The organism is Kocuria sp. WRN011 (genome assembly GCF_002295155.1).
GTDB lineage: Bacteria > Actinomycetota > Actinomycetes > Actinomycetales > Micrococcaceae > Kocuria > Kocuria carniphila.
Window position 1 is genome coordinate 228677 of the sequence record NZ_NSGI01000001.1, and the last position, 14989, is coordinate 243665.

The 14989-nt window shown below is 64.1% G+C and carries 14 protein-coding genes and 2 pseudogenes; 4 read left to right on the top strand and 12 right to left on the bottom strand.

Features of this window, described 5'->3' with window-relative positions:
• The first annotated feature begins 22 nt into the window (after window positions 1–22).
• Genes CKW39_RS01060 through CKW39_RS01070 form a run of 3 tightly spaced genes read left to right on the top strand, consistent with a single transcriptional unit; the run spans window position 23 to window position 1414 of the window.
• Window positions 23–304: a type II toxin-antitoxin system RelE/ParE family toxin gene (locus tag CKW39_RS01060; protein WP_044496366.1), complete on the top strand. Its 282-nt coding sequence runs from the start codon at window positions 23–25 to the stop codon at window positions 302–304.
• Window positions 291–593 (top strand): HigA family addiction module antitoxin, encoded by a 303-nt coding sequence (locus CKW39_RS01065; RefSeq protein ID WP_095796343.1) that lies wholly within the window; start codon window positions 291–293, stop codon window positions 591–593. Before CKW39_RS01060 ends, CKW39_RS01065 begins: the two co-directional genes overlap by 14 nt.
• Window positions 590–1414, top strand: coding sequence for an alpha/beta fold hydrolase (locus tag CKW39_RS01070; RefSeq protein ID WP_095796344.1), 825 nt, complete (start codon window positions 590–592; stop codon window positions 1412–1414). Before CKW39_RS01065 ends, CKW39_RS01070 begins: the two co-directional genes overlap by 4 nt.
• A gap of 651 nt (window positions 1415–2065) precedes the next feature.
• On the opposite strand, the gene CKW39_RS01075 is transcribed toward CKW39_RS01070, so the two are convergent.
• The 11 genes and pseudogenes from CKW39_RS01075 to benB all read right to left on the bottom strand — a co-directional run bounded on the left by CKW39_RS01075 (window position 2066) and on the right by benB (window position 13493).
• Entirely contained in the window at window positions 2066–3193 is a 1128-nt protein-coding gene (locus tag CKW39_RS01075; RefSeq protein ID WP_173674262.1) for an FAD-binding oxidoreductase, read from the bottom strand.
• Between the two features lie 142 nt (window positions 3194–3335).
• Entirely contained in the window at window positions 3336–3638 is a 303-nt protein-coding gene (locus CKW39_RS01080; RefSeq protein WP_094450912.1) for a putative quinol monooxygenase, read from the bottom strand.
• A gap of 251 nt (window positions 3639–3889) precedes the next feature.
• Window positions 3890–5107 (bottom strand): hypothetical protein, encoded by a 1218-nt coding sequence (locus CKW39_RS01085; protein ID WP_095796345.1) that lies wholly within the window; start codon window positions 5105–5107, stop codon window positions 3890–3892.
• A gap of 82 nt (window positions 5108–5189) precedes the next feature.
• Window positions 5190–6469 (bottom strand): annotated as a pseudogene (locus CKW39_RS01090) (IS3 family transposase); the annotation flags it as partial.
• A gap of 54 nt (window positions 6470–6523) precedes the next feature.
• Complete coding sequence (locus CKW39_RS15850; protein ID WP_095796346.1) at window positions 6524–6733, bottom strand: integrase core domain-containing protein; 210 nt, start codon at window positions 6731–6733, stop codon at window positions 6524–6526.
• 22 nt (window positions 6734–6755) lie between these two features.
• On the bottom strand, window positions 6756–7826 hold the full coding sequence (locus tag CKW39_RS01100) for an IS110 family transposase (protein WP_095796305.1): 1071 nt from the start codon (window positions 7824–7826) through the stop codon (window positions 6756–6758).
• 201 nt (window positions 7827–8027) lie between these two features.
• Window positions 8028–10319, bottom strand: a complete 2292-nt coding sequence (locus tag CKW39_RS01105) for an AAA family ATPase (RefSeq protein ID WP_095796347.1) — start codon at window positions 10317–10319, stop codon at window positions 8028–8030.
• A gap of 100 nt (window positions 10320–10419) precedes the next feature.
• Entirely contained in the window at window positions 10420–11253 is an 834-nt protein-coding gene (locus CKW39_RS01110) for a 1,6-dihydroxycyclohexa-2,4-diene-1-carboxylate dehydrogenase (protein ID WP_305778352.1), read from the bottom strand.
• Window positions 11250–12701 (bottom strand): FCD domain-containing protein, encoded by a 1452-nt coding sequence (locus CKW39_RS01115; RefSeq protein ID WP_254049241.1) that lies wholly within the window; start codon window positions 12699–12701, stop codon window positions 11250–11252. The genes CKW39_RS01110 and CKW39_RS01115 overlap by 4 nt, the downstream gene beginning before the upstream one ends.
• The gene (locus CKW39_RS15665; RefSeq protein ID WP_254049213.1) at window positions 12617–12817 is read right to left on the bottom strand and encodes a hypothetical protein; all 201 of its coding nucleotides are present in this window, start codon (window positions 12815–12817) and stop codon (window positions 12617–12619) included. Before CKW39_RS15665 ends, CKW39_RS01115 begins: the two co-directional genes overlap by 85 nt.
• Before the next feature lie 160 nt (window positions 12818–12977).
• Complete coding sequence (gene benB / locus CKW39_RS01120) at window positions 12978–13493, bottom strand: benzoate 1,2-dioxygenase small subunit (protein ID WP_095796348.1); 516 nt, start codon at window positions 13491–13493, stop codon at window positions 12978–12980.
• Window positions 13494–13561: 68 nt separating this feature from the next.
• Here benB and CKW39_RS01125 point away from each other — a divergent pair.
• Window positions 13562–14026, top strand: a pseudogene (locus CKW39_RS01125) (catechol 1,2-dioxygenase); the annotation flags it as partial.
• Window positions 14027–14503: 477 nt separating this feature from the next.
• Here CKW39_RS01125 and CKW39_RS01130 read toward each other — a convergent pair.
• Window positions 14504–14989, bottom strand: coding sequence for a MarR family winged helix-turn-helix transcriptional regulator (locus tag CKW39_RS01130; RefSeq protein WP_095796349.1), 486 nt, complete (start codon window positions 14987–14989; stop codon window positions 14504–14506).

Consider the following 14989-nt stretch of genomic DNA (forward strand, 5'->3'; position numbering starts at 1 on the left):
CTCGCCGTTATATACTGGTTCCGTGATCAGATCGTTCGGCGACAAGGAGACCGAACGGCTGTGGCGTCGTGAACGCGTGAGGTCGATTGATCCGAGGATCCATCGAGTCGCATTGCGCAAGCTTCGTCAGGTGGGGTCCGCGGAGTCCATCGAGGACCTCCGTGTCCCACCCGGCAACCGCCTCGAAGCTCTCAAGGGCGACCGTGCCGGGCAGCACAGCATCAGGATCAACGACCAGTGGCGGATCTGCTTCGTGTGGACCGCCGCCGGACCAGAGGAGGTGCAGATCGTTGACTACCACTGACAAGATCGAGCCGATCCACCCGGGCGAGGTGCTCATGGAGGACTTCATCGAGGGCTTCGGCATCACGCAGAACAAGCTCGCCGTATCCATCGGCGTTCCGCCGCGACGGATCAACGAGATCGTGCACGGCAAGCGAGGGATCACCGCAGACACGGCGCTGCGGCTCGCGAAGTACTTCGGCACCTCGGCCGAGTTCTGGATCAACCTGCAGAGCCATTACGAGCTTGACCGCGCCGAGGACGCAGCAGGTGAGCAGATCGCGGCGATCGCGCCGCTGCAGGTCGCGTGACCAGCTGCGTCGTGCAGCGCCCCGGAGGCGTCTGTATCGCCGTCACCGACCTCGGCGGCGACGGCCCTGTCGTCGTGCTGCTGCACGGGCTTGCCGGGAGTTCGAGGGAGTTGCTGCGCACGGCGCGAGCCTTGCAGGATCATCGGGTCCTGATCGTGGACCAGCGAGGGCACGGTGCGAGCACGCGGCTTCCCGATGATCTATCCCGTGACGCCTTCGTCGGCGACGTCGTGGCGGCGATCGAGGAGCTCGCCCCAGGGCGTCGAGCGACGCTCGTCGGGCAGTCGATGGGAGCCCACACTGCTTTTCTCGCAGCAGCAGCGCATCCAGACCTGGTCGAGGGGCTCGTGATGCTCGAAGGTCATGTGTCGGGGAGCGACGATCCGCGCGAGGCTGCTGGTCTCGGCGCGTACTTCGCGTCCTGGCCGGTTCCGTTCCGGGGAGAGGCCGCTGCCCGCGAGTTCCTCGGTGATGACGCGATCGTTGATGCCTGGGTGGCGGATCTCCAGTCGACGGATGATGGGCTCGTCCCGCGTTTCGACTCCGCGGTCATGCAACGCACGATCGAGGCTGTGCATGAACCGCGCTGGGACGAGTGGGAAGCTCTGCAGGTTCCGACGCTCGCGATTTTCGCCAAGCACGGGATGTTCAGCGATGCCGACAAGGACGAGCTGATCCGGCGCAGGTCCGAGACGGTCAGAGTCGATCTCTCCGGCGGCAGCCATGATGCGCACCTCGACGCCTTCGACGAGTGGATCGACGTGCTTCGCCGCTGGTTATCCCGCGATCAGGCCAGCGACTCGCGGACCAGTGTCCGCTGAGGTTGGTAGCTGCGGCGACGTGGTCGAGTTTAGATTCAACGTGTAAAGCTGCAAGTCACGATCGATTTCGGGCGCATTTCGGGACTGCCGCATGGATAGGTGGCATCTTGACCTGATCGTGCGGCAGTCCCGTTTTTCTTGCCGCATGTGTAGATGGCGTGGGCTAGCTTCCAAAGGCCCGCACCGATTTCTGGTTGCGCTGACCCCGGCGCGCCCGCGCTACGATGCCGGCACAGGAACGACCCCGCTGCCTGCCCTGGACCTCCGTGGTTCGCCGGCGGCCGACGACCCGGACGGAGCGCAGACCATTACCGGCACCGCCTTCGGCATGCTGCCCATCCTTCCGGACTCAAACAGCAGCGGCATCAAACCCGGGCCGATTCACAACCTGACGGCTAGGTCCGAACCCCGCACTGCGACGCGGTTTCATCATCCCGCGCCGGGTCGCACCGCGAGCGGATCCCGCAGCAACGGATCCCGCTGCGGCACCTCCGCGTACCGATCCTCACGATGAAGACACCCCATGACAAGGTGGTTGAGCCTGTGGCTGCTGTCCAGCCGCGGCTTTTGGGTTGACCTAGGGCGGGCTGCCGTTGTCCTCGACGAGGAGACGTTTACCCATTGAGTGCGTCCGTTCTGGGGGCAGGCGAACTATCGCAGGGCTTCGCCGAGGCGAGCGGCGGGCGTGAGGTCGGCGGCGAGACCGCCGCCGGTCGCAGCCCGGGCAAGAGCGCGACCCAGCGAAGGTGCCTGCTTGAACAGATTGTGACCGGCCACAAAAATGACAGAGTCTGCCTCCCACACGGCCACGCCGTCCTCGCTCCATGGGAGGTCGGTCACCCAGCAGTGAAGAAAGTCGCGCGGCTCTGGGTGGAGACCGGGCAGCGCCCGTGTCACGTATTCGCGCGCGCGTTCGTCCAGCGATCGAATCGCCGCAGGGTCGATGAACGTTCCGTCGTCGCGGACGCCGACGGTGTCGCTGAGTCCGACCGAATAACTGCTGTTGCCCGGTAGCGGCGTCGCGTACACGCCGACTTCGCCGAAGACGCCGCTGCTGTCCTGCAGGCACGCGACTCGTGCCGGGGCGGCGGCTTTCACGTCGAAGGTCAGCCGGACGTGTGCGGCAAGGCGAACCGGCAGCGACAGGCCGACACTGCGGGCCAGGCGGGCGGTTTCGCGGCCGGCGCACACGACCACCTTGGAGTAGACAGCCCGGTCGGTGACGCTGCGCACCTCGACCGTCCCATCGCCGCGGGGATCGATGGAGATGACCTCTGCGGTGGTGACGGCATCTGCGAGAGCACCCGCGAGTGCCGTGATCGCGGCGCGGGTGCGGATCGCGCCGCCCGACTCGTCGAGCACCGCTGGCCCCGAGTACCCAGCGAGCAGCGGCATTCGCTGGGCGAGCTCGGCTGCATCGATTTCGTGCGCTTCCACGCCGCCGACCTCGTCGAGCACCCGCAGCCGCGCCAGGGCGCTGTCGCCGATCGCCACGACACCGTCTGATGAGACCAGCTCGACGTTGAAGTGTTCGGCCCACTCATCCCATACACCGCGGCTTTCGCGCGCGAAAGCGACGAGTCGCGGGTCGTCGTGGGCATGCCGGAAGATCCGCGACTCGCCCGCGGACTGACCCGCTCCGGGCAGACCGGCCTCGTACAAGCGCACCGGCACGCCCTGCTCCCGCAGCGCGTACGCCGTCGACAGACCGACGATCCCGCCCCCGATCACTGCTACCTCGGGTGAACGCGTCGGGGCAACGTCGTCAGTTCCTGTCATCGCGGTTCCTCGATCTGTTAGGGATGTGAGATAGACCTCAAAAGTAAGGGGCCGCTGCCACGACGTCAACGGGCTGTGTCAGCCCGAAGTCACCGCGCGCAACGACTCCTCATGTCGGGGTTAGTACTCCCGGTCTGTGGTGTCAGGCGGGAAGTTTGGAGCCCAACACGTCGAGCTTCTCGATCGTCGGTTCGGAGAACAACGCACCGGTCTGCTCGCCGAGAGCTACCGCAACAGGGCCGGACAGGTGAGCGTCACGTCCGGCGTCATCGGGGAACACGTCGAAGATCCCGAAGGAGGAGGGCCCGAGGCGGATCGCGAACCACGCGGTGGTCGCCGGCTCTTCCTCAACAAGCGCACGGCCGCTGTCAAGGAACTCCTTCACGTCGTCCTCCTTGCCGGGCAACGCGTCAAACCTGACCAGCAATCCCTTGGTCACGCTCATGATGTCTCCTCTTCCTTTGTCGTGGTGCCCGCGAGTTGGGACACGATCGCCTCGGAGAACGCCAGCAGGTCCTTCCGGCGAGCGGCAGAGAATCCCGGCCGATTCACTATGGCTATGGTGATCGCTTCTATGTCGTACGAAAAACGAAAGTATTAGCTCGTTGAGGGATCCCTCAGCGGGCATTCATTCGGGCAGGGCTTACGTACGCCAAGAACTTCAGCCGCACCATCCACCGCCGACCTATTGCCTCCTCAGTGGTCCGGGCCTGCATCGGAGTCCTCTGCACGAGATGTGTCGTCGTTCTGCGCCGCGTCGTGGACCGCGCTGTCATTGTTCTCTGCGCTGCGTGAGCGGCGCCGCGCCTCGCGCCGTTTGCGCTCCCGGTAGCTATAGGCGGCCTCGAGCACCGACTCTTCACTTTCGAAGCCAGACCCAATCGCACCCGCGATCGTCGCAGCGGCGGTCGCGAACAGGGTCACCAGGAGATACTCGCCCAGTCCGTATTCGCCTCCGGCGTACTGGCTGAACACCTCCGGAGTGAAAACGATCAGCGCGGCAGTCAGGTTCAGGACGAACAGCCCCGCATAGCCGCACGTCAGCCCAATAGCGAGGGTCAAGACAGTCGACGCGTTGAACAGCACCGTTCGTTCACGTTCCTGCGGCGGCAGATCTTTGGCTCGTTCCCAGAGTCGGTGATAGACGATGAGCCAAGTGATCATCACCGTAATTGAGGCAACGACGACGGCGACCAGCTGCCACGCTGCCATGGTGAGTGCGAGTTCCCACAGCGTGGCGTTCAACAGATAGAACGCGCTGAACGCGAACGCTCCCACCAGCGCCCCTCGGAGACCGGAGACCAGCCGCCACGGACGATTATCCCGGACCATTCCCACGAGCAGCCGCAGGCGCCCGCGGTTCGCGAAGATACGGACGTCGACCCCGTCTTGGTCTGGGGTCGTCCACTCGAAGGCGCCGCCCAGAGCCGGGACCCGCGACCGCCGATGCGCCTGGGACCCGTCCTTCAGAATGGTCTCGCCGCGCATGTCCCCAATGAGCTGTGTCACCACTTCTGACACTCGCCTTCGTAGGCTCATGGCCCCGAAGGCCGGCAGTGAAACCACCGCCACGTTCCGACTGTGGTCGGCGTCAGCGACGACGGGGCGCCGGTCGATCATCAGTGGGAGGTCGGTCACGCATACCGCGAGGTCCCAGCCATGTTCCCGCTTACGCTCGGCTGCCAGGTCCATCATCTCAAACTGCTTCTCGTCACTGGGAGGCAGCCTCTCTCGGTGCACCTCTACTCTCCAGTGACCGTCAGAGAGCTGCTCGGCGAGTAGGCCAGGCAGTTCCCGTTCGAGATGCTTCGCGACTGTCAGGGTGGTGGCGACCGGATCGGCCATCACCCCGACCACTACCTCCCCCGTCGGGCTTTGCGTCGTCCCGATGGGTTCACTCTTGTGAGTCGTCAAAAGTCGACTCCTTCCGCGTTGTCAGTTCGCGTGCTCCTATCGGCTTCTCTGAATCGGCCCGGGTTCTCTGCCGCTGCTTTGTGGGTGCGGGCTCTCGGGTGAGGGCCTCGTTGTGCAGCGTCTCGGACTCTACCAGGGTCAGCATCCCCAGGGAGCTGTGGAGGCGGCGGTTACTGTACCAGTCGACCCAGCCGGCGGTCGCGTACTCGACGTCCGCGAAGCTCCGGTAAGGCCCTGTGTGGAAGACGGTGGTGCGGATGCACTCGGTCTTGAACAGCCCATTGACCGTCTCCATCAGCGCGTTATCGAACGCATCGCCTACGGTCCCGATCGAGGCAGCGATGCCCTCGAGGTCGAGGTGCTCGGTGTACCGGATCGACGTGTACTGCGATCCGGCATCGCTGTGCGCCACCAAAGAGCCTGGTGAGATCTGTTTTCCCTCGCGTTCCCGCTGCCACAGCGCGATCCGCAGTGGCGTCATGACGAGATCGGTGCGCATGCTCGAGGACGCGTGCCAGCCCACGATCCGCTGAACGAACACGTCGACGACGAACGCGACGTAGACGAACCCTGCCCAGGTGCGGACGTAAGTGAAATCAGTGACCCAGACCAGGTTCGGAGCCGGGGCCGTGAAGTCGCGATTGAGCAGGTCACCGGCACGTTTCCCGTCCAGGCCAGGGATCGTGGTGCGGATCTTCTTCGCCCGCCGGATACCTTCGAGGCCGAGGGTGCGCATCGCCCGGTCCACCGCCCCACGGGAGGTGCCGGCCAGGCCTTCCTGACGGCGGAGCAGCGCGACCCACTTCCGCCGCCCGTAGAGCCCTTCAGGGGTCATCTGCCACCGCCGGGTGGTGGCGTTGAACGTCCAGGCCAGCTCACGGATCTTGTCCTCGACCAGAGCGTCTGTGACGGTCCGATCGGCGACGCGGGCCGGCTGCTTCGAGGACCGGTAGGTGCGTGCAGCGATCGCAAGGCCCTGCTGACGCAGGACGCGGAGGATCGGCTCGACTGCATAGCCCTCGGTGCGCATCTCGTCGATGAAGGCCAGGATCAGCGGTTGCGGGGGTCGAGCTCCCCCGCGAAGAAGATTGAAGCCCGACGTAGGATCTCGTTGTCCTCGCGCAGCCGCTTGTTCTCTGCTTTCAGGCGCTTGACCTCGGCGGACTCCTCGCTGGTGACACCGGGGCGGGTTCCATCGTCGACCTCGGTTTGTGCGAGCCAGCGCCGAACGGACTCCCGCGAGACGCCTTCCTGCCGGGCGACCGCGGTGACTGCGGCGGTCAGGGTGGGGTACTCCTGGAGGTGCTCCCTGACGAGCCGCACGCACCTCGCGCGCAGCTGGGGATCGATTCTCTTCGGCATACTGTCCATCCTTCCGGACTCAAACAGTAGCGGCATCAAACCCGGGCCGGTTCATTACGCGAGTGCTGGTGAGCTCTCGTGGGTTTGATGATAGGCGTTCTCGATCTCGACCGGGGTTCGGTAGTTCAAGGAATCGTGGATGTGGTCGTGGTTCCACCAATGCACCCAGTTCATCGTCGCGAACTCAACCTCGGTCACGGAGGGCCATGCAGGCCGGGCGTAAATCAGTTCCGCTTTATGGAGCGCGTTGACCGTCTCGGCCATCGCATTGACGCTCCTATAGTTGTCAACTCGCGATTTCACCGGTGCGGGGGTTGACCTTAATGAGGTGGTAGACCTCGCGAATGACGTAGCGCTTCAAGCAACGGATGATGTCTCGCTTGCTCTTGCCTTCAGCGGTCCGACGCGCGACGTAGGCGATGGTCGGCTCATGGAACCTCATCCGGACGATCACGGTGCGGTAGATCGCGGCGTTCAGCTGCCGGTGCCCACCATGGTTGATGCGATGTCGACCGCTGGTCATCCCGGACCCGGTCGGGGCGGGGCTGATACCGGCGAGCTTCGCGAATGCGGCTTCGGAGTGGATCCGCTCGGGATTGTCGCCGGCGACGATCAGGACCTCGGCTGCGGTATCGACGCCGATGCCGAACTGCTCCAGCAGTTGCGGTGCGGTGCGATTGACGAGCGCCTCGATCGACGCCCGGAGTTCCTTGGCTTCGCTGTCCAGGTGCTGCCATCGGCGGGCCAGGGAGCGCAGCGCATGGCGGAGAGAGTCTGAGGGCGTCTCGAGGTTCCGAGGGCGCAGTGCTGCGAGGTGGCGAGCGAGCTTGATCGGCGTCATCCGGTTCGTCTCCCGGCGCAGTGTGTCGTCGGCGTGGACGAGCAACGCCTTCATCGAGATCATCGCGGCGGACCGATCGATCACCGCCGAATCGTGCGCGATTTTAAGCTGCCTGATCATCTCGACGCTGCTGTCCGCGGTCTTCGGGATGACCGTCGCGAAGCCCGCGAGCACGGATCGGGCGGCGTTTTCCGCGTCGAGGGTGTCTGACTTCCCGTTCATGCGCCGCTGGCGGCGGTCAGGGCGTCCTGCTTCGACGACCTTGTGTCCGTGTCGGCGCAGGAAGGAAGTGAGGGTGGCGCCGTAGGAGCCGGTGCCCTCGATGCCGAACGCGACGATCTTCCCGAACGAGTCCGCCCAGGTGAGAAGCTGTTTGAAACCGCCGGTATCGGTGGGAACGGTGAGGGTAGCGAGGATGCCGCCGATGGTGTCGAGCACCGCGGCGACGTGGATGTGCTTGTGGGTATCGACGCCGATGACGACGTGCCCGGAGTGGATGGTTTCGAGTGTGCTCATCGTGCCTGTCTCCCTTGACGGTTAGCGTGGTCTCACGCTGTCGCCGGCGGGTGGACAGGACTGTCACGGGGACGCTCTCTACATGCTGCTCCAGGCTCCTATTAGGTCACGCCCGATCCGGCGGCATCGCTTGCTGCGTGCCCGGCCGGACGGTCGACAGATCAACGCAAAGGCACCCTGCGGGCCAATCGTAAGCAAGGGTCAGACCGCGTCGGCCGGGACTCCCCAATCCTTGCGGAACCGGGTAGAAAGAGACTGACAGACGTAGGTGTCCTGCCAGGACCAGAACGAGACGCGGGTATTCGTCCATGGATCGAGCTCGGCCACGCGGGTCATGCATTCCAAGGAACCCTCGTAATCCCCGCGGGCCTCGTGGAAGCGCGCCTTGGCCAGCAACGACGGAACGGACATGCACAGGAAGCTGTCCGCTGGAACCGCAGCCAGGGAGACGTAATGCCGGGCCAGCTGCCAGTCGCCGCGCATCGAATACAGCTCCGCAGCCGTCCAATAGAGCAGCGGACGCAGCATATCCATCTGGGCCGTCTCCAGCTGCGGGGCGGCCCGGGAGATGGTCGCCGCGGCGGCATCCCAGTGGCCGAGGACCAACTGGGTGCGAGCCAACCACGCCTCGGACCAGAGCGAGATGCGCAGTGATCCGCCGCGGAACTTGGTGGGCCCGGCGGACTCGAACTGCGCCTGCGCGGATTCCACCTCGTCCGTGCGTAGCGCGAGCCAACCCGAGCCCATCTCCATGCGCTGTTTCTGCGCGTTCTCCTCGCAGCGTTCAAAGGCCTTGGCGTACGCCTTGCGGGCTTCCTTCAACTGTCCGGTGGCGAACAGCCCCAGCCCGTAAATTGCTTCGGTTTCGATATAAGCGGGCGTCGTGGGCTCGGTCAGGGACATGGCCTTCTCGGCCCACGAGATCATGGCCGGACCATCCCACTGAGCCACTCCGCGCAGCACCAGACGCTGAGCGATCTGGCCGGCGATTGCGGGTTCCTGCTTGATGTTCACGCTGCGCCATGCGGCACCGAGCTGGTTCTCGGCGCTGCGATTCTGGCCGGTGACCACGGAAAGATACCCCAGCACCGAGGACCGCAGGGCGGAAGGTTGCATGTCGTCCACCGCGGCGGCCCATGCCTTGGCCTCGGCGATATTGCCCGAGCCGATAATGGCGTCCACTGCGCGCAGGAGCAGGTTGTTGCGCAGTCTGGTGTCGTCGGTCAGGCGCGAGGCGGACAACAGGGCGTTGGCGGCGTCGTGCCAGGCACCCTGGGCGGCTTGTTCCGTGGCGAAGGCCTCCAGCCGGGCGGCGAGTTCCGGATTCGCCGACGGCGCCGAGCTCACCAAGTGGCCCAGCCGCCGGGACTCGTCCGAGACCGCGCGGCTCGCGCGGTGGTGCAGTTCCACGCGGCGGCTGGGCAGCATGCGCTCGTAAATGGCCCCCGCGGCGGAGGGCTCGAAGAACTTCTCCTGACTGCTCGCCTGATTCAACTCCAGGGTCAGCAGGTCGGCCCGATGTCCCTCGTCCAGCGCGGCGAGCATGCGGGCCTGATCAGTGATGCCGCAGACCTCTGCGATTTCGGTGAGTGAGGAATCCTCACCCAGGAGAGCCACCGCCTCCGCGACCTGGGTGAGATCCTCGGAAGCGGCCGCCATAATGCTGCCAACACGAGCGCGCACCCGGCTGCTGGGTGGGAGGTCGGGGAACCAGGAATACCAAGTGTCCGACGGCATCTCGTGGAGTAACTCGTTGATTTGCTGAGGATTGCCGCGGGTGTGTCGGACCAGCTCGTAACTCGCGGCCGAGGAAAGGTCGATGTTGAAGCGGCGACGGGCCAATTCCTGGGTGCCGCGGGGGTCCAACGGCTCCAACGTGATCTGTTGGATCTCGTGACCGGTGAGTTGGTCCAGGACGGTCGCCGGCATGCCCTGGGCTTGTTTGCGGTCCAGCGCCAGCACGAACATGACCTTCTTGGCATGCAAACGACGAAGCACGAAGGACAGGATGCGAAGACTTGCCTCATCAATCCAGTGCGCGTCGTCGATGACGACCAGGACGGGGGAGCGATCCTGGAGAGATTCCAGGTGGGTACCGAGCGTGGCCGCGTGATTCATGAGACGATCCGGGCTCAGAGCCTGGGAGCCCACGGGAGTCTGGGCGATATCGATGTCGTAGCCCTTACCGGAACGGACCGGGGAGGTCATGATCAGCTGACTGTAACCGGCCAACTGCAACTGGGCCTCCCACTGATCACCCTGGGCCCGCAGAATCCTGGGAGGACGTGCGCCGTTGCGCACGTGGGTGAGGAACTCCGAGATCAGTGAGGTCTTCCCCATTCCGGATTCCCCCTTGATGACTACGGTGTTCACGCGACCGCGGCGCGTGTCCCTGAGTAGGTCGCCCAACCGTTCCAGGGCGGGATCCAGTCCGATCAACACACGATGCATGGTGCCGTGGGTGGGCACAATGGGTTGCGGAGACTGGCTCACGATCACTCCTGACGGTCATCGGCAGCGGGGACTACCTGCGGATACTGTACGCGCCGGGTAAGTCTGTTCGACTCACCCGGCGCGTAGCCAGTGTGGGCTGTCAGCCCATGTCACCACCGCTGACCTGGATCACCGACCCGGTCATGTAGGAGGCCTCGTCGGAGGCCAGGAACACGATGGGTGCGGCTTGTTCGTCCAGAGTTCCGTAGCGCTTGAAGAACGTGGACTCGGTGACTTGGTCCACCACGTCCTTGACCCACGCTTGCTCCTGCTCACCCTCCGGTCCGGGGCCGCGCTGAACCTTGCGCGGGGGTGCCTCGGTACCACCCGGCGCAGTGGCCATCACGCGGATACCGCGGCCCGCGGTCTCCATGGCCAGTGCCTGGGTAATGCCGTTGACACCGCCCTTGGCCGCCGAATACGGCACACGGTTGATGCCGCGCGTCGCATTCGAGGACACGTTGACGATGGTTCCGGATCCCGCTTCCAACATGGTGGGCAGTACCGCGCGGCACATCCACAATGTGGGGAACAGCGAACGGTTGATCTCCTTCTGGATCTGTTCGGCATCGAAGTGCTCGAACGGACGCATCAGGATGGCGCCGCCCACGTTGTTGACCAGGATGTCCGCGCGACCGTGGCGTTGCAAGGTCTCGGACACGGCGAGCTCGGCGCCGGCGAACTGCTCAAGATCGACACCGGTCACCGCGCTCGCGGATCCCTCGGAACCGTTCTTTGCGACGTGCTCGTTGATGCCGTCAGCCACCTGCTCCGCCAATTCGGAACGGTCCACCAGAACCACGGCGCCGCCCTCGGCGCCGATGCGTTCCGCGACCCGCTGACCGATGCCCTGAGCTGCACCGGTCACCAGCACCACCTTGCCGTTGAAACGGCCCGGGCTCAGTGCGCTGAACGGTTCGGGCAACGGGGTCACTCGGACTCCTTCTTGTCGATGGCGCCTTCCATGGTCTCCTTGGCGTCACGTGCGTGAGCCATGATGACATCGCGGGCACGCTCGACGTTCTTGTTCTCGAACGCCTCGACGAAGTCCAGGTGATCCTGGATGACGCGATCGAAGATCACGGTTCCGGACTCGAACGTGGCCTCCATCTGATCGCTCAGGTCCAGGCGACGGTAGGACTCCAGCAGCGAAGGGTTGTTGGAGACCGTGAAGAGGTACTCGTGGAACTCCTTGTTGTAGCGCACGAAGTCTTCGGGCTTCTTGACCTCGGTGCCGCTCACGCAATCCGCGGTGGCCTCGGCCAGGCGGCGAAGGTTCTTCACCTGCTCATCCGTGATCTTCGGCATCATGAGCTCAGTGATGGCGAGCTCAAGGCCCATGCGGGCGTCCAACTGCGCGAAGGAATCTTCCTTGGCGAAGGAGAGACGACCGGTTTCCATGGAGGACACGGCCTCGGACTTGGACATCGAATCACCGGACTCCGCAACGTCCTCGGAGCTGGCCGGCGCACCGGTCTCGGGATCGCCGCCGGTCTTCTCCTTGGGAGCAAAGCGCTCGAAGTAGAAGTTGGCGGGCTCGATGCCCTCGGTCTCGAGCCACTTGGCTACGGCGTTGACCATGAGCGGGGGGCCACACGGGTAGATGTCGACGTCGCCGTCGTTGAGGTGGCCCGGCTCGATGATCTGGGTGACGTAACCGGTGTGGGGTGCGGAGGTGCCCTCTTCGGAGGCGGTGTAGTCCCACGTGAAGTTGGGCAGCTTGGCCTTGTACTCCTCGATCCATTCCAGGCCCACGATGTCTTCCTCGCGGGTCACACCGTAAACCAGGTGCACGGCGTGCTCCGGCGGGTTCTCCGAGAGCTTCTCCAGGATGGACAGCAACGGGGCCAGACCGGTACCGCCGGCCAGCAGCAGCGGACGCTTGGGGTCGCGAAGGAAGAAGGAGCCGAACGGGCCGGACAAAGTGATCTCGTCGCCCACTTCGGCGCGGTCACGCAAGTACTCGGACATGGCGCCCTTGGGAGCGGTACGCACCATGAAGGACGCAGCTTCGGTGTTGGGACCACTGGAGAACGAGTACGAACGCTCGACATTCGCGCCGGGGATCTTGAGGTTCACGTACTGGCCCGGCAGGTAGGCCAACTCGGAACGCTTGTCGATCTCAAGGGTGAAGGACATGGTGGTCTCAGAATGACGGTCCAGCTGCGTGATCCGCGAGGTGTACGAGGAGGCCGAGGTCTTGGCGGACTCGGAGGTCGCGGGAATGTTCACGGCCATGTCCGATTCCGGCATGGTCTGGCAGGTCAGGATGTAACCCTTCTCGAACTCTTCGTCCGTCAGTGCGTCCTCGATGAAGTCTCCCGGGTCGAACTCGCCGGACTCGCAGAAGGACTTGCAGGTACCGCACGCGCCTCGCGGCAGTCGGAAGGAATGTTGATGCGCGCCTTGTAGGACGCGTCCATGATGGTTTCGTAGTCATCGACCTTGATGACCTTGGTGACGCCATCTTCGAAAGTTAGTGCAACCTGGTGCGGCATGGGTGATCTTCTCCTACTAGCGGTGAGCCGTGGTCATGGGACGGGTTCGTTCACCGCACTAGCTGTGGTGTGTAAATGAGCCAACCGGTGCGGACAGCGCCGGTGCCCGGACCCCTGAGGCGGGGGCCGGGCACCGGTCCGTCCGTCACAGCGAGTGGACTTAGATCATGTAGATGTCGACCACGTGGTGAATGTAGTCGTTCTTCAGGACAACCTTCTTGTCCATGATCTTGGGCTGCTCGCCGGCCATGTTGATGGTGTACAAGCTGTAACCGAAGTAGGTCTCGGTCACGTTGTAACGGAAGTAAAGGTTGAACCAGTTGAACCGGACCTTCACCTCGTCACCGTTCTGCTCCAGGATCTCAACATCGGTGATGTTGTGACCGGTGCGCGGTTCCGGCAGGGACGTGGCCGATGAACGGTCGGTCTTGATGCGGAACACGCGGTCCTCGATACCACCGCGGTTGTCGTAGTAGATCAGGGAGATCTCGCGCTGCGGATCCTCGGTCAGCTCGCCGTTGTCGTCCCAGGCGGGCATCCAGTAGGAAGCGCTCGGGTCGTAGCACTCGATCCAGGCATCGAAGTCGCGGTCGTCCAGCAGGCGAGCCTCTCGGTACAGGAAGGCCCGCACCTTTTCGATGGTGGGTGTGCGTTCTTCGGTCAACGTTTCAGTCATGGTCTCGCAATCTTTCGTCGTGTCAGGGAATGGCCGGGCGTGGATCAGGCAGAAGCCGGATCGTTGTCCTGCTCTTCCACGGCAACTTCACCGACACCGATGGCAACCCCATCAAGGACGCGCAGGTTGAGATCTGGCACGCAGATGCTGCCGGCTTCTACTCCCAGTACGCTCCCGGCCTGCCCGAGTGGCTCTTCCGCGGCACCGTCAAGGCTGACGAGAACGGCTACTTCGAGATCAACACCATGCAGCCGGCTCCGTACCAGATTCCCACCGACGGCGCTTGCGGCCAGTTGATCGGGGCTGCTGGTTGTCACGCGTGGCGTTCGGCCCACATCCACATCAAGGTTTCCGCTCCCGGCTACCAGCTGGTCACCCAGCAGCTGTACTTCCCCGGCGACCCGCACAACGAGGACGACATTGCTTCGGCAGTGAAGCCCGAGCTGATGTTGGACGTGAAGGAGCGCCAGGACGGCGAAGGCAACCAGGTCGAGTACAACTACGTGCTCGCCAAGGAGAACGAGAGCAAGTAAGTCGCTCTCAGCCCGTAGCGATCACGCGTGATCGCTACGCTCACAAGAACGCGCCCCGATCCCAACGGATCGGGGCGCGTTCTTGTACCAGATCACCGGCGTGTCGCTCGCGTCGTGAGATTTGAGATCAGCGCAGGCGGTGAGATGCACAGGATTACTGCAGTAGTTGGGACTTGGTATCAGAATTTCTTACTATTCAGTAGTCATAATGTGAAGTCATGAGAATCACCGTGCTTGTTACTTGCATCTGGATGTAAATGACGCCTACAGTGTTGATGTCAGTCGAAGAGGCCCGGGTGCATCCCCCCAAGCGCGCCCGGAAGTTCCCCCGACTGGCCGGCGTCCCGTATCTCCCCCGATCGGGATGTCCGACGGGTCCTGTCGATTCCCCCAAGCGACAGGACCCGTCCCCTGTTTAAGAGCGATTTCGACTCACCGACGGGTAGGTCCCGGGTTCGTATGGCGAACCCGGGCCTGTTAGATCAGGTTCATGTTCTCCAGCCGGGGAATCACCTTGTCCGCCATGTTCACCAGGGCTTGCATCTCCTCGGTGCTGAGGTTGTCCATGAACGCCTCCCGCACCATGGTCAGGTGCGAGGGCGCGGCGCCGTTGATGACCTGGCGTCCGTGCTCCGTGATCTCCACGATGAGACCCCGGGCGTCCTGGGGGCTCGGCTTGCGGCAGACCATACCGCGCTTCTCCATGCGGGACAGCATGTGGGACAGCCTGGAGCGTTCCCAGTCCAGGTACCGCAGCAGTTCACGCGAGGGCAGGCTGCCGTCCTGTGACTCGGACAGGGGTACGAGCACGTGGTATTCGGAGCTCGACAGCTCGCTGTCGCGCTGGAGCTGTCGGTCGATGGCGCGCTCCATGCCACGAGAGAGCGCCAGGAAGCTGCGCCAAGCGGCGTCCTCGTGCTCTGTCAGCCAGGGCACGGAATTCGCGGAGGAGGGCGTCTGCAT